At 59.7% G+C, this 18820-nt stretch carries 18 protein-coding genes; 6 read left to right on the forward strand and 12 right to left on the reverse strand.

Annotated features, from left to right (window positions below; translation table 11 throughout):
• Positions 1–175 precede the first annotated feature (175 nt).
• A complete protein-coding gene (gene gbcB, locus ACW55A_RS15760) occupies positions 176–1276 on the forward strand; it encodes a glycine betaine monooxygenase reductase subunit (protein ID WP_003372583.1) in 1101 nt (366 codons plus the stop codon).
• A gap of 91 nt (positions 1277–1367) precedes the next feature.
• On the opposite strand, the gene ACW55A_RS15765 is transcribed toward gbcB, so the two are convergent.
• Positions 1368–1634 carry a hypothetical protein gene (locus ACW55A_RS15765; RefSeq protein ID WP_248672716.1) on the reverse strand — a complete coding sequence of 89 codons (267 nt, stop codon included), beginning with the start codon at positions 1632–1634 and terminating at the stop codon, positions 1368–1370.
• A 119-nt stretch (positions 1635–1753) separates the two neighbouring features.
• Entirely contained in the window at positions 1754–1984 is a 231-nt protein-coding gene (locus ACW55A_RS15770; protein WP_455808602.1) for a DUF6124 family protein, read from the reverse strand.
• A gap of 379 nt (positions 1985–2363) precedes the next feature.
• Between ACW55A_RS15770 and ACW55A_RS15775 the strand changes: the two genes are divergently transcribed.
• Complete coding sequence (locus ACW55A_RS15775; RefSeq protein ID WP_003432503.1) at positions 2364–3200, forward strand: 23S rRNA (adenine(2030)-N(6))-methyltransferase RlmJ; 837 nt, start codon at positions 2364–2366, stop codon at positions 3198–3200.
• Positions 3201–3481: 281 nt separating this feature from the next.
• On the opposite strand, the gene msrA is transcribed toward ACW55A_RS15775, so the two are convergent.
• The 6 genes from msrA to ACW55A_RS15805 form a co-directional block, all read right to left on the reverse strand.
• The gene (msrA, locus tag ACW55A_RS15780; RefSeq protein WP_003432504.1) at positions 3482–4129 is read right to left on the reverse strand and encodes a peptide-methionine (S)-S-oxide reductase MsrA; all 648 of its coding nucleotides are present in this window, start codon (positions 4127–4129) and stop codon (positions 3482–3484) included.
• Positions 4130–4278: 149 nt separating this feature from the next.
• Positions 4279–6972 carry a bifunctional diguanylate cyclase/phosphodiesterase gene (locus ACW55A_RS15785; RefSeq protein WP_003372574.1) on the reverse strand — a complete coding sequence of 898 codons (2694 nt, stop codon included), beginning with the start codon at positions 6970–6972 and terminating at the stop codon, positions 4279–4281.
• 250 nt (positions 6973–7222) lie between these two features.
• Positions 7223–8635: a multidrug transporter subunit MdtD gene (gene mdtD, locus ACW55A_RS15790; RefSeq protein ID WP_455808603.1), complete on the reverse strand. Its 1413-nt coding sequence runs from the start codon at positions 8633–8635 to the stop codon at positions 7223–7225.
• A 9-nt stretch (positions 8636–8644) separates the two neighbouring features.
• On the reverse strand, positions 8645–9970 hold the full coding sequence (locus ACW55A_RS15795; RefSeq protein WP_096108285.1) for a TldD/PmbA family protein: 1326 nt from the start codon (positions 9968–9970) through the stop codon (positions 8645–8647).
• Entirely contained in the window at positions 9970–11412 is a 1443-nt protein-coding gene (locus ACW55A_RS15800) for a TldD/PmbA family protein (protein ID WP_455808605.1), read from the reverse strand. The genes ACW55A_RS15795 and ACW55A_RS15800 overlap by 1 nt, the downstream gene beginning before the upstream one ends.
• Positions 11413–11537: 125 nt before the next feature.
• Positions 11538–12578, reverse strand: a complete 1041-nt coding sequence (locus ACW55A_RS15805; protein WP_498811430.1) for a threonine aldolase family protein — start codon at positions 12576–12578, stop codon at positions 11538–11540.
• A gap of 99 nt (positions 12579–12677) precedes the next feature.
• Here ACW55A_RS15805 and ACW55A_RS15810 point away from each other — a divergent pair, with 99 nt between their 5' ends.
• Positions 12678–13424: a TraX family protein gene (locus tag ACW55A_RS15810; protein WP_455808607.1), complete on the forward strand. Its 747-nt coding sequence runs from the start codon at positions 12678–12680 to the stop codon at positions 13422–13424.
• 82 nt (positions 13425–13506) lie between these two features.
• On the opposite strand, the gene ACW55A_RS15815 is transcribed toward ACW55A_RS15810, so the two are convergent.
• The gene (locus tag ACW55A_RS15815; RefSeq protein ID WP_003372549.1) at positions 13507–14703 is read right to left on the reverse strand and encodes a class I SAM-dependent rRNA methyltransferase; all 1197 of its coding nucleotides are present in this window, start codon (positions 14701–14703) and stop codon (positions 13507–13509) included.
• Positions 14704–14788: 85 nt separating this feature from the next.
• On the reverse strand, positions 14789–15328 hold the full coding sequence (locus tag ACW55A_RS15820) for a type 1 glutamine amidotransferase domain-containing protein (RefSeq protein WP_032612331.1): 540 nt from the start codon (positions 15326–15328) through the stop codon (positions 14789–14791).
• 184 nt (positions 15329–15512) lie between these two features.
• Here ACW55A_RS15820 and ACW55A_RS15825 point away from each other — a divergent pair, with 184 nt between their 5' ends.
• The 3 genes from ACW55A_RS15825 to ACW55A_RS15835 all read left to right on the forward strand — a co-directional run bounded on the left by ACW55A_RS15825 (position 15513) and on the right by ACW55A_RS15835 (position 17673).
• Entirely contained in the window at positions 15513–16379 is an 867-nt protein-coding gene (locus ACW55A_RS15825; RefSeq protein WP_003372547.1) for an HDOD domain-containing protein, read from the forward strand.
• A 45-nt stretch (positions 16380–16424) separates the two neighbouring features.
• Entirely contained in the window at positions 16425–17237 is an 813-nt protein-coding gene (gene mutM, locus ACW55A_RS15830) for a bifunctional DNA-formamidopyrimidine glycosylase/DNA-(apurinic or apyrimidinic site) lyase (RefSeq protein WP_003372546.1), read from the forward strand.
• 97 nt (positions 17238–17334) lie between these two features.
• Positions 17335–17673 (forward strand): hypothetical protein, encoded by a 339-nt coding sequence (locus tag ACW55A_RS15835; protein ID WP_003372544.1) that lies wholly within the window; start codon positions 17335–17337, stop codon positions 17671–17673.
• Positions 17674–17681: 8 nt separating this feature from the next.
• Here ACW55A_RS15835 and ACW55A_RS15840 read toward each other — a convergent pair whose 3' ends face one another.
• Both ACW55A_RS15840 and coaD read right to left on the reverse strand, forming a co-directional pair.
• Positions 17682–17933, reverse strand: coding sequence for a YfhL family 4Fe-4S dicluster ferredoxin (locus ACW55A_RS15840; protein WP_065348897.1), 252 nt, complete (start codon positions 17931–17933; stop codon positions 17682–17684).
• A gap of 98 nt (positions 17934–18031) precedes the next feature.
• On the reverse strand, positions 18032–18511 hold the full coding sequence (gene coaD, locus ACW55A_RS15845) for a pantetheine-phosphate adenylyltransferase (protein WP_003348749.1): 480 nt from the start codon (positions 18509–18511) through the stop codon (positions 18032–18034).
• Positions 18512–18820 lie beyond the last annotated feature (309 nt).

An 18820-nucleotide genomic window follows, 5' to 3' on the forward strand; every position in this document is an offset into this window, starting at 1 on the left:
GCAGCGAACCTTATCCATGGGCGACATGGCCGCATCCGTTCCCGACGCGACAGGCCTTGTTGCACGGGGCTGGTCGCGGTAAGTACGTGAATGTCGTTGATAGGTAAATGGCCGTCTCGCGCGTTACGCAGAATCCGCAGCATGAGAGGCCGACAGTCGGCCGTGGAGATCGAGTATGTCCCAAAGTTTCCTGAGCCCGGTCACGACCCAGACATGGGCCAACGGGCGTCACCTGGTACGTGTCGTCAAAGTCATCCAGGAAACCTGGGACGTGCGCACGTTCTGCTTCATGGCCGACCAGCCGATCATGTTCTTCTTCAAGCCGGGCCAGTTCGTGACCCTGGAGCTGGAGATCGACGGCCTGCCGATCATGCGCTCTTACACCATCTCCAGCTCGCCGTCGGTGCCGTACAGTTTTTCGATCACCGTCAAACGCGTGCCGGGCGGCAAGGTTTCCAATTACCTGCATGACACGCTGATTGAAGGACAGGAGCTGGCGGTACACGGGCCGGTCGGGCTGTTCAACGCCATCGACTTCCCGAACCCGAAGATTCTCTACCTCAGCGGCGGGGTCGGCATCACGCCGGTGATGTCCATGGCGCGCTGGTTCTACGACACCAACGCCAACGTCGACATGGTCTTCGTGCACAGCGCGCGTTCACCGAAAGACATCATCTACCACCGCGAGCTGGAGCACATGGCCTCGCGGATCGACAATTTCAGCCTGCACCTGGTCTGTGAAAAGCATGGTCTGGGCGAGCCGTGGGCCGGTTATCGCGGCTACCTGAACCAGAAAATGCTCGAGCTGATGGCCCCGGACTTCATGGACCGTGAGGTGTTCTGTTGCGGACCGACGCCGTACATGACAGCGGTCAAGCGTCTGTTGCAGGAGAACGGCTTCAACATGGCGCAATACCATGAAGAGTCGTTCGGTGCGACGCCGCCCGAGGCCAGGGCAGATGCCGTCGAGCAGGCCGAAATCGCCGCCGACGCGCCCGACATCGACATCGCCGACCTGCATCAGGTGGAATTCACCGACACTGGCAAGAGCATCCGCGTCGGGCCGGGCGAAACCGTGCATGCCGCCGCCGCCAAACTCGGCCTGATGATCCCCAAAGCCTGCGGCATGGGCATCTGCGGAACCTGCAAGGTCATGAAACTGAGCGGTGAAGTCGAGATGGAGCACAACGGCGGCATTACCGACGAAGATGTTGCAGAGGGGTACATTCTGTCCTGCTGCAGCGTGCCGAAGGGCGATGTGCGGATTGAGTACTGAGCACGCCTGAAACTGTGTGGCGCAAAGGGTCACGAACGGCATACCCACACGGAGCATGGGTACGATAGACGTTCTTGAGGGCGCCCACCGGCTAAGATCCAATGTGACTCTGCTTATAAGCCGCCAGCGCGGGCAGCAGTTGCTGGTCGATGGCCTGGCGCACGGCGGGGAGGAGGGTGGCGCTGCCGGTCAGAAGTTGTTCTACCAGACGTCGCAAGGCGGTCGCGCGTTCGGCGTTGAGGCCGCAGACGGCGTTTGCGCAGGCTTGTTCAGCGGTTGCGCCGCCGGGGGCTTCGAAGCCCAGGGCTCTGAGCTGGCCGAGCAGGTCTTCCTGGTCAATCAAATCCGCGTGCATCATGACGTCTGTTCCTTTGATCGGGCTTGTTCCGATTCTGGAAGGACAACCGCCTGCGGGCAACCCCTGCCTGTCGTGCGTGGCAGGATTGGCTACAAGTGTGTCGTTTTCAGTTCATGCGGTCAGTCGGTTTGCAGGTTGTCTATGGTTCTGTCGACCATGACCTTGGCCATTTCCACCAAGTGCATGATCGAAAGCGTCATGTCGCGCTGGGTGCCGGTCATGCTGTCGCTGAATTCACAGGCGCTGGTGGCGGCGCAGCGCAGCAGGTCGCTGGCATGCATCAGAGCGTCTTCCTGGCTGGCGTTGGCGCTGACGGTGAAGAGGGGCGGATCGGGGACGATTTTTAGCATGTGAGACTCCTAATCAATAACTGGAAGGTCGTCACTTCGGCTACTAATCGAAGGTGGCGGCCGCACGCAGGTAGTAGCCCGGTGATTAGGAACCGGTGCATCCGAAGACGCCCCACGCACGGCCACCATAAAGATGCAGGCCGTAAACAAGCGCCTTGCACAAGGTGGCGCATTGCGCCTAATCACATCGAGGGCTACTAATCCTCACCGCTGAATATGCAGCGACGGGCGCAGAGTAGAGATCGAAACAGGCAGGCACAAGGGGCCGGGAGTTTCTCGGAAATTTCCTTCAAGTGAAAGAGACCAGTCCCGCAAATTCGTTACAAATTCTTGTTCATTGCTCAGGTTTGCTAAACTGCGCAGCTTGCCAGGAGCTGCCATGAATTACCGTCACGCCTACCATGCCGGCAACCACGCCGACGTCTTCAAACACCTGACCCTGACTCGCCTGATCGCCCTGATGGCGCGCAAGGAGCAGCCGTTCGCCTATCTCGACACCCACGCCGGGCTCGGCCTGTACGACCTCAAAGGCGATCAGGCCACGCGCACTGGAGAATGGCTGGAGGGTATCGGCCGTCTGTGGAACGCCACGGACCTGCCTGCGCTGGCGTCCGACTATCTGCAAGTGCTGCACGACATGAACCCGGATGGCGAGCTGCGCTACTACCCCGGTTCGCCGGAGCTGGCCCGCCGCCTGACCCGCGAGCGCGAGCGTGTGCTGCTCAACGAGAAGCACCCCGAAGACGGGCGTCTGCTCAAGGAGAACATGAAAGGCGACCGCCGTGTGGCGGTGCATCTTGGGGAAGGCTGGCATGTCCCGCGCGCCTTGCTGCCCGTGGCGGAAAAGCGTGCCGTCATGCTCATCGACCCGCCATTCGAGCAACTCGATGAAATGAAGCGTTGCGCGGTTGCGCTCAAGGAAGCCATCGGGCGCATGCGTCAGACAGTGGCGGCGATCTGGTACCCGATCAAGGATACCCGCCTGCTGCGCCGCTTCTATCAGGACCTGGCAGAAACCGGCGCGCCCAAGCTGTTGCGCGTTGAACTGTTCGTCCATCCGCTGGACACACCGGCCAGCCTCAACGGTTCAGGCCTGGCCATCGCCAACCCGCCTTGGGGTCTGGAAGAAGAATTGCGCGAGCTGATGCCGTACCTCGCCCAGAAACTGGGCCAGACCCAGGGCGGCTGGAAGATGGACTGGTTGATTGCGGAGTAGGCTTGCCTGCATCCATCACTGCGTGCCCATGCGGAGCACTCAGCGTTGTACACAGATCCTGGCAAGCCCAGAAAACTGTGTAGGGCATGTAGGTGCGTACCGTGCAACGCTTCGCTGGTTCGCGATCTGCCGTGAACCGGCAGCAAAACCGCCTGCCTCGGTGCATCAGATACAGCCGAGTTGGCCGGTTTTGGGGCCGCTTCGCAGCCCATCGCGGACAAGTCCGCTCCTACGCCCTCCGGGCAGAAGCCCGTTTCCTGACGCCCCGGCAGGGGCGTGTCTCAAGCCGGCATGCACACACCCGTGCCGCCCAGCCCGCAGTAGCCCTGTGGGTTCTTGGCCAGGTATTGCTGGTGGTAGGCTTCGGCAAAGTAAACCGTCGGTGCCTGCTCGATTTCGGTGGTGATGCTGCCCAGACCGGCCTTGTTCAGTTCCGCCTGGAAGGTCTCTGCACTGGCTTTGGCGGCGTCGAGCTGCTCGGGAGTGGTGCAGTAGATCACCGAACGGTACTGAGTGCCGATGTCATTGCCCTGACGCATGCCTTGAGTCGGGTTGTGTACTTCCCAGAACACTTTGAGCAGGTCTTCGTAGCTGATTTTTGCTGGCTCGTAGACCACCAGTACCACTTCGGTGTGGCCGGTCAGCCCGGAGCAGACTTCTTCGTAAGTCGGGTTCGGAGTAAACCCGCCTGCGTAGCCGGCGACAGTGCTCACCACACCGTCCTGTTGCCACAGACGACGTTCTGCGCCCCAGAAGCAACCCATGCCGAAGATGGCGAATTCGACATTGCTCGAAAACGGCCCCAACAGCGGATTGCCGTTGACGAAGTGGGTTTCCGGAAGCGCCATTGGTGTTTCACGACCCGGCAGTGCTTGTTCGGCGGTAGGCAGTACGTTTTTGTTCACTAGAATTTCCGAGCGCAAAGTCATGAACCATATCCTCTCGTGTGGAGATCGGCAGCGGGGCCAGGACAGATGATCAATACAAATACATAGGTCCCGTTACACGCAGAAACAAGTGCTGCCGTGCAATAACAGGCGGACAGTGTGCCCGAGAGAGCGGGGTGCAGGGAAGGTTGTCAGGCGGATGGGCGACGAGGATAGCGCTTCAGCTTCTCTATCAGCTCTTCGCCGGGGATAGGTCTGTCGAACAGATAGCCCTGGCCGACATCGCAGCGATGGCGCCGCAGAAAGGCCAGCTGAGCCGCGGTTTCAATGCCTTCGGCAACCACTTTGAGCTTGAGGTTGTGAGCCATCGCGATGACCGCCGAGGTGATTTCCATGTCGTCTTCATCATCCGGAATATCGCGGATGAAGCTGCGATCGATCTTGATCACATCGATGGGGAATTTCTTCAGGTAACTGAACGACGAGTAACCGGTCCCGAAGTCATCCATGGCCAGTGACAGGCCGAGTTTCTTCAGCGAGTCCAGTTGCTGGCGGGTGTCTTCTGTCGCTTCCAGCAACAGGCCCTCGGTCAGCTCCAGTTCCAGCAGGGAGGGGTCAAGCTCTTCTTCTTTGAGGATGGCGGCAATCGATGACACCAGTTCCGGGTCGGAAAACTGCTTGGGGGATACATTGATGGCTACCTGCAGGTTGCCGAACCCCGCAGCGGTCAGGTCCTTGCTCATGCGGCAGGACTGACGCGCGACCCATTTGCCGATGGGGATGATCAGACCGGTCTCTTCGGCCACGCTGATGAACTGGTCCGGTCGGATCATGCCTTTTTCAGGATGATTCCAACGCAACAGCGCCTCCATGCCCAGCAGACGACCCGTCAGCAGGCACAGCTTGGGCTGATAGAACACCTCGAGCTCGTTCTGGGTCAGGGCGCGGCGCAGGTTGTTTTCCACGAACAGCTTGTAACTGGCCTCGGCATTCAATGCTTCGGTAAACACCTGAACCTGATGTTTGCCGTTGGCTTTGGCCTTGTGCAGGGCCAGACCTGCGTTTTTCATCAGGGTCTGCGGGTCACGACCGTGCAGCGGCGCGCAGGCAAGACCCACCGAGCCGGTGACGCTGATCAGCTGATTGTCGACGAACATCGGCTTGTCCAGCGTGGCCAGCACTTGTGTGGCGGTGGCCTGTCCGGCTTCCTGATCGGTGTTGTCGATCAGTACGGCAAATTCGTTACTGGCAAAGCGCGCCAATACATCGGACGGGCTCAAGGTGTTGCGCAGGCGCCGCGCCAGGCTGATCAACAGTTTGTCACCGGTCTGGTGGCCGAGGCTGTCGTTGATGCGCTTGAAGTTATCGATGTCGACCAGCAACAGGCTCATCGGCGTATCGGTGTCGCGGGCAAAGCGTTCGTCCAGATTGCGGATAAAGGCCGGACGGTTGCCCAGATTGGTGAGGTTGTCGGTGTACGCCAGGCGCTCGATGCGCTGCTGGGCCAGCTTGCTCTGGGTGATGTCTTCGTAGATGCCGATATAGTGCGTCAGCTCACGATTGTCGCCATACACCTTGGAAATCGACAGCTGGCCCCAGTAGGGTTCGAGGTTCTTGCGCCGGCTTTTGAACTCGCCCTGCCAGCTGTTGCTGTTGGTCAGGCTGGAGTTGGCTTCCAGCAGCAACTGGTTGAGGTTTTCCAGTGCGGGCAATTCCGACAACTTGTGCCCGGAGACTTCCTCCGAGCTGTACTGGGTGATCGCCGTGAAACTCGGGTTTACGTACTCGACCACGCCATTGCAGTTGACCAGCAGAAAGGCGTTGGCGCTTTGTTCGACCGCGCGCTGGAACAGGTGCAGCGCGTTGGTCGCGGCGCGACGGTTATGGTTGTTGATGACCTGCGCAAACTGGTCAGCCAGTTCGCCGGCGAAGGCGATCTCGTCGGACTGCCACTCGCGTGTCGTGCCGGACTCTTCCAGACACAGCACGCCGATCACCTGCCCGTCGATACGAATACTGGCATCGAGCACCGCTCTGGTTTCTCCAGGATTCAGGCTTTTGGCCATTTCGCAGGTGCGTGGGTCAGTCTGGATATTGCTGGCGTCGATCGCCCGGCTGGTATTCAGCGCTTGCAGGTAGGTGGGGTAAGGGCTGATATCCACCGGCGTGCGAGACTGGTAGTCGCCGGTTTCACGGCTGTAGTCGGTGATCGGCTCAAGGCGTTTGTCGTTGAGGTTCCAGATACTGACATGGTCGACATCGTAGATATCACAAGCACTTTTGGTGATCAGCTCTGCCGCTTCGAGCAAGGTATTGGCCGTGGTGTAGCGGTGTCGGGTCAGGCGCAGGATCAGGTCCTGCTGGGCGCGCACGCGTTCCAGGTGGGCAAACTGGTCGCGCTGGGCGCGCTGGTTGAGTTCCAGGGCAATCTGCAGTCGCAGGTTGCGGGTTTCCAGATCGGAGTCCGTGACAGGTTCGCCAGTCGTGACAAGGTCTTCGACGATCAGAAAGTAACCACGTAACAGATGCCGGTTGTGCTGTTTGTACGCTTCGCCGATTTCCAGCAGGCCAAGGGGGCCTTTGGGGCTGTGAAGGGTGTAGCGGATCAGGTAATTCGGGGAAGAGGCCAGTTGCAGCTGGATGTCATCGTGCAGTTGATAACGTGCTTCCGGCTCCATGAGGCTGGCATAAGGGGATCCAATCAAGGCGCAAAGGTCAACAGCTGCCAGCCCGAACTGCCTTTCGCAATTCGGATCGAGAAACAATAGCGCCCAATTGGCTTCATTCAGCCGCTCGAAACGCAGCATGCCCAGGCGCGAAGGCACTGGCAATTGCGTCACTACCTCGGCTGCGGATCTACCGGCAGCATCGGTTTGGCTTTTCATGAACAAACTCGCTTCCGGAATACTAGTCGCGACGGGGATAAACCCCACTTTCGCGTAAGGCAAGGTTGCATCATGCGGCCCATGCTTACAAGAGACCACAGTGGCTTAGTGCTATAAAAGTGTCGGCCGGTTGTCCAGGTTCTTCAATGTATCTGGTCGGATACTCAATTTCGTTGTTTTTTCGGGTAAAACCCCTGTTTTCCAGGGGAATTCGCTTTGCAGATTTGCTCCAGTTGCGGGCTGTTGTCAATCAGGCTTTTGCCATCCTGGGCTCCTTTGCCGGCAATTGCAGGAAAATACCTGCCGCAAACATGGCCAGCACCCCGACACTCAGGAATGTCAGCTGAAATGCCCCCAGCATGCTGCTGACCTCGCCGGTGGTAACTTCTTCGCTGAACCCCCCGAGCAAGGCTGCTGCGCTTGCCACGCCAAGACTCAGCGACAGCTGTGCCACCACCGAAAGCAGGCTGTTGCCACTCGCTGCACTGGCATCGTCCAGATCGATCAGGGTGACCGTATTCATGGCCGTGAATTGCAAGGAGTTGACGGCGCCGAGCAGTCCCAGATGGGCCAGCAACACCCAGTATGGGGTTTGCACATCCACCAACGCCAGGCTGGCCAGGAGGATGCCCAGCAGCAGTGTGTTGCCGGTCAGAATCATGCGGTAGCCCAGCCGCTCGATCAGCCAGCGGGCGATGGTCTTGGCGAACATGCCAGCGGCCGCCAGCGGCAACATGCTCATGCCTGCCTGAGACGGCGAATACCCCAGCGCCACCTGCAGCAGCAACGGCACCAGAAACGGCAGGGCACCGCTGCCCAGGCGGGCGAACAGGTTGCCCATGATGCCGACCGCAAACGTCCGGGTACGGAACAGTGAAGGGGCAAACAATGGCGATTCGATGTGCCCGGCACGCAGCCAATACGCTGCCAGACAGCCCATTCCGGCAAACAGCAACAGCACCACGCGCATGTGCGGCAGGTGCAACTCGCCCAGGCCCTCTAGGGCAATGGTGATCAATACCATCGCCGCGCCAAACAGGATGAAGCCGACGCCGTCAAACCGCGTTCGACCGCCTCCCGGAAGATCAGGGATGAAGTGTTTGACGGCGTAGCAACCGAGGATGCCGACAGGAATGTTGATCAGGAAAATCCAGTGCCAGCTCAGGTACTCGACCATCCAGCCGCCAAGCGTCGGGCCCAGCAACGGACCCAAAAGGCCCGGCACGGTAATAAAGCCCATGATCCGCACCAGCTCCGATCGCGGATAGGCGCGCAATACGATCAGGCGCCCGATGGGCAGCATCAGCGCGCCCCCCAGCCCCTGAATCACCCGGGCGGCTACCAGCACGTTCAGTGACCAGGACAGCGCGCACAGCAATGATCCGAAACTGAACAGTAGGATGGCGCTGAAGAAGATGCGCTTGATCCCGAACCGGTCGGCGATCCAGCCCGAAGCCGGGATCAGCAGCGCAATGGTCAGCATGTAGGCGATGACCACCGACTGCATGCGCAGCGGGTCTTCCGCCAGTGAACGGGCCATGGACGGCAAGGCGGTGTTGAGAATCGTGCCGTCCAGGCTTTGCATGAAGAATGCGATGGCGATGACCCAAGGCATCCAGCGCAGGGTCTTTTCGTCCATGATCGGCGCTGCTGAGTTCGGCATAGGCTCCTGCTATAGCGTGAGGGTGAGTCGGCTGATCAATGCGCCCGGCAACTGGATTGAACCGGTCTGGCGCTGACTGTAGGTGCTCGATTGGAGAATCAGTTCCCTTTCTTTGGTCAAGTCCTCCAGTGCGCTGCCCAGCAGGCTGTAGGCGCTGTCATCGAAGCGCATGGTGCTCACCGGCGCGACGATCTTGCCCTCTTCGACCCAGAACGTTGCGAAGCGTGTCATTCCGGTAAGGCGCCCAGCGGCGCGGTCGGAGAAGTTCAGGTACCAGAGGTTACTGATGTAAAGCCCGGTGCCGAGCCTGGCGAGGATCTGATCCAGCTCCAGCGAACCGCCGGCAATGCTCAACGCGCTTGGTCCCTCGCCATAATCCGCGCCGTTGGCAGGCAGGTCGTATTCGGCTGCGCTGCTCGAATCCACCAGCCGATCGCGGGCTTGCCCGTCGACGATCAGTTTCAGGTCCTTGCGCGGGTAGCCTTCCCGTGAAAACGCTGGTGAAAGCGAACCGCTGACTTTTTCGTCGAAGTTGACCAACGGGCTGAAAGGCGTCTCGCCGTCATACAGCCTTTGCAACGGGCTGCGTTTACTGGCCAGCGACTGCGCGGAAAATCCGCCCCAGGTGAGCATGCCGATGACTTCGTCCAGAGCCGCTGGCGCCAGATACGCGCGGTATTGTCCGGGCTTGAGCGCATGCAGCGGGCGGCCGAGAAATTCGAGCTGTTCGCGGGCTTGCTGAAAACGCTGCGCGAAGGCTTCGTCGCTCCAGTCGTGACCCGCGTAGTTGGCTTTCACTGCCTGGCCGTTTTCGTGAAACAGACTCCAGTCGAAATTGAAGCTGTTGGCCTGGTGCCAGCCCTGCGCCCCCCACGAACTGGCGAAGCCGCGGTACAGCGGGCCTGCCGCATAGAAACCTACCAGGTCCAGATCGCCTGCCAGTTCGCTGATCTGCTCGACGACCCGGGCGCTGTCCGGCAGCGGCAAATCTTGAACGTTACTGCTTTGCCAGGCATTGGTATTCGGCAACAGATAGGGATCCTTGGCCAGCGACGGCAGTGTTTCGCGCAGTTGTTGCAGGGCGTCGACAAGGCGCTGCTGGTCGGTCTCGGCGTCGCCGGACAGTGTCAGCTCGAGATTGGCATGCCGGCCGTCATCGATCAGTTTGAACGTGGCGATGACCTGCTGGACGCTCCCGGCCTGTCGAACCTGGCCGTGGTTGAACCGGATGAAGTCAGACGCCTCGGCGTCGTAGGCCAGAGTGAAGTGTTCCGTCGGGCTGATGGCAGCCTTGAGCACGGCGACCAGCGCCTCGAACTGCTGTTGGTGCGACATCAGGCATCTCCTCCAAACACATCGACATTGGCAAACACACACGCCGGAGAGGCATGGCCTACACGGATCACCTGGTTGGGTTCGCCCTTGCCGCAGTTCGGCGTGCCCAGCACTTTGAACGTGCTGGCATCACCCACTGCGCTGAGGTTTTTCCAGAATTGCGCGGAGATTGCCCGGTAATTGGGGTTCTTCACCACGCCCTTGAGCTCGCCGTTCTCGATCAACTGGCCCCATTCGCAGCCGAACTGGAATTTGTTGCGTGCGTCATCGATGGACCAGGAGCGATTGCTCGACATCAGGATGCCGTGCTCGATGTTACCGACCAGACTGTCCAGCGACTGGTCACCCGGTTCGATATTCAGGTTGGCCATGCGGTCGATGGGGGCACGGTTCCAGCTGGAGGCGCGGCTGTTGGCGACGCCTGCCAGGCCGCTGCGGTATTGCGACAGGGCACCGCCGAGCGGGCGCTGCAGCAGGCCGTCACGAATCAGGAACTGCTTGCTGGCTGACGTGCCATCGTCATCATGCGCGTAGCTGGCCAGTTGCTCGGGAATCTCCGGGTCGAAGGTCACGTTCAGCAGGCTGGAACCGTATTGCAGGGTGCCGAAGTCAGTCGTTTTGACGAAACTGGTGCCTGCGTAATTGCGCTCGTCACCTAGAATCCGGTCCAGCTCCAGGGGATGGCCGATGGACTCGTGAATCTGCAGGACCATCTGATCGGGCATCAGCAGCAGGTCGCGTGGGCCTGATGGCGTGTTGGGGGCGAGGATCAACTGCAACGCTTCGTCGGCGACGTTGGCGGCAGACCCGATCAGGCCACAACTGCTCAGCACTTCGATGCCACCTTGCTGGCCGAAGTTATGCCCGCCCAGGGTGCGCGTCTGGCTGTCGCGACCGTCGTAGGCCGTCACGCTCATGCCGGGAAACACAAAGCGCTGCGCCTGACGCAATTGCGCGCCCGCGCTGTTGAGGTAGATTTGCTCGACGGTTTCCAGGTCCAGTATGGCCTGCCAGTTGACCAGGCGTTCGTCTGCCGGGACCGCGCTGCACTCGGCCATCAGCAGGCCGATGCAATCGCTCAGCGGTGGAAAGGCTTGATCCATGTTTGGCGACAGGTAGTCAGCCTTGGCGCTCGAGACAGCTTGATCGCTCAGGTCCAGCAGCGCATGCGGTGCCAGACGGCGGGCCAGCGTTTCGGCCTGCTGCAAGGCAGCCTGCAAACCCTTCAGGGAGATGTCGTTGGTAGCGGCGTAGGCTTCAACACCATTCAGGCGCACGGTCAGCATGGCGCCCTCGTCGCTGATCAGTGACGGCGGCTCGGCCACATTCTTGCGCACGCACAGGCGTTGGCCGGTGCGGTGCACGTAACGTATGGAAAAAAATTGCGCTTCACTCTGCAGGGCAGCGAAATGCTGCTTGAGCCGGGCGGAGAAATCGAACATGCAGACAAGCTCCTTCTTGAGGGTGGTCAGTGAAGTCCGGGCGGCCTTTTGAGCCGATTGCCGTTAAGGGGGAGATTACCCCCCACGATTGCCAAGCTGCACCTGCAAGCTTTGAGCCAGACGCTTCAGCCCTGCATCACCAGCTTGATATCGGCGGCCAGTTCACGCACGCGCTCTTCTTCGGTGTCCCACGAGCACATGAAACGTGCGCCGCCGTTGCCGATGAAGGTGTAGAAACGCCAGCCACGAGCGGTCAGTGCAGCAATGGCCGGCTCCGACAGTTGCAGGAACACGCCATTGGCCTGCACCGGGAACATCAGCTCCACGCCAGGAATGTCCTTGACCAGTTCGGCGAGCAGTTGCGCGCAGCGGTTGGCATGGCGGGCGTGTTTGAGCCAGGCGTCGTTTTCCAGCAGGCCGACCCACGGTGCAGACAGGAAGCGCATTTTCGACGCCAGTTGCCCGGCCTGCTTGCAGCGATAATCGAAGTCTTCAGCCAGATCATGGTCGAAAAACAGAATGGCTTCGCCCACTGCCATACCGTTTTTGGTGCCGCCGAAGCACAACACGTCAACGCCGGACTTCCAGGTCAGTTCAGCCGGGGACGCCTCCAGAAAGGCGCAGGCATTGGAGAAACGGGCACCGTCCATGTGCAGATGCAGGCCCAGTTCCTTGCAGGTCGCGCTGATCGCCTTGAGTTCTTCCGGCTGATAGACGCCACCTACCTCGGTGGCCTGGGTCAGGGTCACGACGCGCGGCTTGGGGTAGTGAATGTCCTGACGCTTGAGCGCCACTTCACGAATCGATTCCGGGGTCAGCTTGCCGCTTGCGCTGCGGGCTGTCAGCAGTTTGGAGCCGTTGGAGAAAAACTCCGGCGCACCGCATTCATCGGTTTCGACGTGAGCCGTTTCCGAACAGATGACACTGTGGTAACTCTGGCACAGCGATGACAGCGCCAGCGAGTTGGCCGCCGTGCCGTTGAAGGCGAAAAATACTTCGCAGTCGGTTTCGAACAGTCGGCGGAAATCATCCGAAGCGCGTGCAGTCCATTGATCGTCACCATAAGCGCGTTGATGGCCCTTGTTCGCCTGCTCCATGGCCGCCCAGGCTTCAGGGCAGATACCGGAATAGTTGTCGCTGGCGAACTGTTGGCTTTGGTCTGTCATGGCCGATTCCTTATGGGCGATTATGGTGCGCACTGTAGCGACAATATAAGGTTCGGTCATGTGTTGGCTGCATGACGCAATTCCTCATTCAGGAGCAATATGGATCTTTCCAACCCGCCTTTTCTGCCCGGACGCAACAAGGCGCTGGACCTGCTCAAGTGGCTGGCGATGTTGAGTATGGTGCTTGACCACCTTCGCTATGTGGGCTGGTCAGTCGATTTTCTATACGTGCCGGGGCGTTTTGCCTTTCCCTGGTTCTGCCTGGCAATCGCTGTGAATCTTTCCCGGCGCAGCGCAGCCATCGTGGCCCCGCGGGTGCAATGGCGTTATCTGGGCTGGCTGCTGGTGTTTGCCGGGCTGGCGGAGATCCCGTATCGGCTGTTCATGGCTGACGCCACAGTGCTGAATGTAATGCCGACGCTGCTACTGGGGCTGGTGATCGCTCAGGGCTGGCAGCATCGCAATCCGACGACCCGAGTGATGGCCCTTGTCGCACTGCTGCTGACGGCGATCTTCCAGAAATACCTGATGTTTGGCTTTGCCGGTGTATTGCTGCCGCTGGTCTTTGTGCTGGTGCTGGAAAGAAGGCTTTGGTATGCGATATTTCCGGCGGTCTTTTGTCTGGCGGGTAATGCCTGGTCGCAGATGTTTGCCGGTGCGAGCTGGGGCGATCCGATTTCCATCGGTTCGATACTCACCTGCGTGTTGGCGCCTGTACTGGGCATCGCGCTGCTGCGGACAAAGCCCGGGTTCGCAGTGATCCCTATGCGGCGCTGGGCCTATGCGATCTACCCGCTGCACTTTCTGCTGTTGCTGGGCGTGCGAATGGTGGTGGGCAGGGTTTGATCGGGAGGACGCAGAGCGTCCGGAAAGGCATGCCAACGCAGAGCATTGGCATGAGAGTTAACGGGGTTCAGGCGCTTTGGTATCAGCTGTTGGGCAGCAACCGGCAGGTGATGCTCTTGATGTAGCGCGTTTCGGCAATGGCCGGGTGTACCGGATGGTCCGGGCCCTGGCCGCCGCGCTCGAGCAGCTGGATGTTGCGGTCCAGATGGCGGGCGCTGGTCAGGAGGATGTTCTGCAGGTCGTCTTCCGGCAGGTGCATCGAGCACGACGCGCTGACCAGAATGCCGTCCTTGCTGAGCAGGCGCATGGCTTGCTCATTCAGGCGGCGGTAGGCGCCTTCGCCGTTTTTCATGTCTTTCTTGCGTTTGATGAATGCAGGCGGGTCGGCGACGATTACGTCGAAACGCTCTTCTGCGGCTTTCAGTTCCTTGAGCGCTTCGAAGACATCGCCTTCGATGCAGGTCATCTTTTCGGCAAAACCGTTCAGGGCTGCGTTGCGCTCCACGCCATCGAGGGCGAAGGACGACGCGTCGACGCAGGTGACGTCGCTGGCACCGAAAGCCGCTGCCTGAATGCCCCAGCCGCCGATGTAGCTGTACAGGTCCAGCACACGCTTGCCTTTGACATAAGGGGCGATGCGCGCGCGGTTCATGCGGTGGTCATAGAACCAGCCGGTTTTTTGCCCGGCCATGACCGGTGCTTCGAACTTCACGCCGTTCTCTTCCAGCGCAACCCATTCCGGCACCAGACCGAAAACGGTTTCGACGTAACGATTCAGGCCTTCCGCATCGCGAGCCGCCGAATCGTTCTTGAACAGAATGCCGCTTGGCTTGATGACCTGAACCAACGCCGCAATGATGTCTTCCTTGTGGTTTTCCATCGTGGCCGAGGCCAGTTGAACGACCAGAATGTCACCAAAACGATCGACTACCAGACCCGGCAGCAGGTCGGAGTCGCCGTAGGTCAAACGGTAGAAAGGCTTGTCGAACAGGCGTTCACGCAGCGACAGCGCAACGTTGAGGCGATGGACGAGCAGCGACTTGTCGAGCGGCAGCTTGATGTCGCGGGACAGCAGGCGTGCGCAGATCAGGTTGTTGGGGCTCATGGCGACGATGCCCAGCGGCTTGCCGCCCGCAGCTTCGAGGATGGCCTGATCACCGGCTGCAAAACCATGCAGTGGAGTGGCGGCTACATCGATCTCGTTGCTGTAGACCCACAGATGACCGGCGCGCAAGCGGCGGTCGGCGTTGGCTTTGAGGCGCAAGCTAGGCAGGGACATGACGTCGCTCCTGAAAAAAGAGCGGGATTATAGCGCGTCATCCCGGCGCTGGGCCGGGATGACTGCAATTAACTGACGGAATCTGTCAGGCAGACAGCGCTTCGATCAGTTTGCTGTTGAAGGCGGGGATATCATCGGGCTGGCGGCTGCTGATCAGTTTGCCGTCGGTGACGACTTCCTGATCGACCCATTTTGCGCCCGCGTTGACCAGGTCATCTTTCAGCGTCTTGAAGCTGGTCAGGGTTTTGCCTTTTACCAGGCCGGCCGAGATCAACAGCCAGCTGCCATGGCAGATAACCGCTACCGGCTTGCCCGAGGCTTCGATGTCCTTGACGATCTTTTGCGCGTCGCTGTCTATGCGGATGGTGTCGGAGTTCTGCACACCGCCCGGCAGTACCACGCCATGATAGTCACTGGCGTTGGCAGCCTTGAACGTGCCGTCGATCTTGAAGTCATCGGCAGGTTTGTCGTGATTCCAGCCTTTGACCTTGCCCTCTTCAGCGGAAAGGATTTCCACGGTGGCACCTGCTTGCTCCAGCGCTTCTTTCGGACCGGTCAATTCAACCTGTTCGAAACCGTCGGTTACAAGAATTGCTATGCGTTTGCCAGTCAATGCTTTAGACATGGGATCCTCCAGTGTCGGGCTTAAGAGTAGCGTCTGGCAGGCCTTTTTGAAGCCGCCGTTTACGCCGTTAACACAACGTCCGAAGCTTCGTATAAGGCAAAGTTCCGAGAATATCTTCGTCTCGGGTGATGGACCGTTTCTCCGCAAGGGGTCAGAATCCAGTCATCAAGGTGAGTGAATTCCTATGTCCGAAGAGCTAAGCCCAGAACAGATCCAGCAAGCGTTGCAGGGCATCAGTGTGCCTCCGCAGCCGCAAATCATGGTGGATCTGCAGATGGAGCAATACATGCCCGATCCGGACCTGGGAGCGATTGCACGATTGATCGCTCAGGATCCCGGGTTGTCCGGGGCGCTGTTGAAGATCGTCAACTCTCCACACTACGGCCTGTCCAACAAGATTGCCTCGATCGACAAGGCGGTAAACCTGCTGGGCAGTCGGACTGTGATCAACCTGATCAACGCGCAGTCGATCAGGGGCGAGATGACCGATGAAACCATCGTCGCGCTCAACCGTTTCTGGGATACGGCGCAGGATGTCGCGATGACCAGTCTGACCCTGGCCAAGCGCATTGGCTCGCAGACGGTGGACGAATCCTATGCCCTGGGCCTGTTTCACGACTGCGGCATACCGCTGATGCTCAAGCGTTTTCCCAACTACATGCCGGTGCTGGAAGAGGCCTACGCCAACGCGGGGCCCGATTGCCGCATCGTCGATACCGAAAACAGCGCCTTCGACACCAACCATTCGGTCGTCGGCTATTACACGGCCAAATCCTGGCGTCTGCCTGCACACGTTACCGACGCGATTGCCAATCATCACAACGCATTGGCGATTTTCCTGGACGATACCAGTCGCAATGCCACGCTCAAGAACCTCCTGGCTCCGCTGAAAATGGCCGAGCATATCTGCCAGTCCTATCGGGTGCTGGGCAATCAGGACGAGGATCACGAGTGGGAATGCATCGGTGCGCTGGTGCTGGACTACGTGGGCCTGTCCGAATATGACTTTGAATACCTGAGGGAAAGCATCCGCGAGCTGGGCGCGCGCTGATCCGGCGCCGCCCCGGCCTGTCCTTTCTGCACGACCGAGTTGTCCATGCCTGAATTACCTGAAGTCGAAACCACCCGTCGTGGCATTGCGCCGCATCTTGAAGGTCAGCGCGTCAGCCGCGTGATCGTGCGCGACAGCCGCTTGCGCTGGCCCATTCCCGAGGATCTGGACGTTCGCCTGTCCGGCCAGCGTATCGTGCAGGTGGATCGACGCGCCAAGTACCTGCTGATCCAGGCCGAGGTGGGCACCCTGATCAGTCACCTGGGTATGTCCGGGAATCTGCGTCTGGTCGAAGCCGGGCTTCCGGCGCTCAAACATGAGCACGTCGACATCGAACTGGAGTCCGGGCTGGCCTTGCGTTACACCGACCCGCGTCGTTTTGGCGCGATGCTCTGGAGTCTCGACCCGCACAACCATGAACTGTTGATCCGCCTGGGGCCGGAGCCGCTGACCGATCTTTTCGATGGCGAGCGTCTTTACGAGCGCTCGCGTGGCAAGTCGATCGCGGTCAAGCCGTTCGTCATGGACAACGCCGTTGTGGTCGGGGTGGGCAATATCTATGCGACCGAAGCGCTGTTCGCCGCCGGCATCGACCCGCGCCGCGAAGCGGGCAGTGTGTCCCGCGCGCGTTACCTGAAGCTGGCCATCGAGATCAAACGCATTCTGGCCTACGCTATAGAACGTGGCGGCACCACCCTGCGTGACTTCATCGGCGGTGACGGCAAGCCTGGGTATTTCCAGCAGGAATTGTTTGCGTATGGTCGTGGCGGTCAGCCATGCAAGGTGTGCGGTACGACGCTGCGTGAAGTCAAACTCGGCCAGCGCGCCAGCGTGTATTGCCCGAAATGTCAGCGCTGAAATACAGATGATAGGGGCTCTGGGCCATTTGCTTAACCCACAGCCCTGTTTATAGTGATGGCACCTTAATTATTTGCGACGCCTGAAGGATCAAGCCATGAGCCCGTTTCGTATTCTCGCTGCCGCACTGGCGTTGTTCATCGGCCTGCAGGCGCTGCCAGCGGTGGCCGCCGATGTCACCACAGGCAGCGGCGATCCGGTCTACACCATCCAGAACCCACCTGCGTTTGCCATGATCGGTGACCTTCTGATTGCCCGACCCTTGTTGATCGCGGCCACCGTTATCGGTACAGGACTGTTCGTGATCGCTGCGCCTTTTGCGGCGGCAGGCGGCAACCTTGGGGCAACAGGCAAGGCGCTGGTGGTGGATCCGGGCAAGGCAGCCTTCGTTCGTTGTCTGGGTTGTACGGGCGACGGGTACGGCAAGCAGCAGTGAAGGCGTAATCAAGCCTTGCTGGTGATGAGCCGGTACTTGTCCATCAACTGCTCTTTGCTCTCGACGTGATTCTCATCCAGAGGGATGCAGTCGACCGGGCAAACCTGCTGACATTGAGGCTCGTCGTAGTGACCGACGCATTCGGTGCACAGGTTCGGATTGATCACGTAGATCTCCTCGCCTTGTGAAATCGCCTCGTTTGGGCACTCGGGTTCGCAGACGTCGCAATTGATGCAATCGTCAGTGATGATAAGGGACATGAATTGCTCCTGCCGCAGCCGACGCCGGGGCACATTAAAACCAATGCGGCGAATTGTGCCGCATTAGGCTTCGGGATGCACCTTCACATGCAGCGAGTCTAGCGCTTGAAGCGCTCGGTCAGCGCCTGCGCCACTGCAGGATGAACGAATTTGGTGATATCACCGCCCAACGCGGCGATTTCACGCACTAACGTCGAGGATATGAACGAGTAGCGCTCCGAGGGCGTCAGGAACAGGCTTTCGACGTCCGGTGCCAGCTGGCGATTCATATTGGCCAACTGAAACTCGTATTCGAAGTCCGATACGGCACGAAGTCCGCGCAGAAAGACGTTGGCATTCTGCTCCTTGGCAAAATGCGCCAGCAGGGTCGAAAAACCGACCACCTCCACATTGGGCAAGTGCTTGGTGACTTCGCGGGCCAGCTCGACGCGTTGCTCCAGAGGGAACAGCGGGTTTTTCTTCGGGCTGGCGGCAACCGCAATGACCACTTGGTCGAACAGGCGCGAGGCGCGCTCGACCAAATCTCCATGGCCCTTGGTAATCGGGTCGAAGGTGCCTGGGTACAACACTCGGTTCATCGCGTCGTCCTGGTCGGAGTCCGTTGTGGGACTCGGATGGTATCGCAGCCTTCCCGATGGGCCAAGCTGCGCGGCAGGTATCAAACGTCGTATTGCGCCGATTATCGGCCATGTTTATGTTGAAATCCCTGATTTTGGGGCTATTTAGCGCAGTCACAGCGGCTGGTCGGCCGATGAAAAACTTTGTAAGACGGACACTGATTGACGAGCGGGATGTCATCCGGATTTTCGATCCGTCCGGTCTTGGCCCGGGCGGGTGTGCCTGCGTCGACGTGACACCCTTATCGCCGCGATTCTGCCACCATCGCA

The organism is Plantibacter cousiniae (nom. nud.) (genome assembly GCF_977070315.1).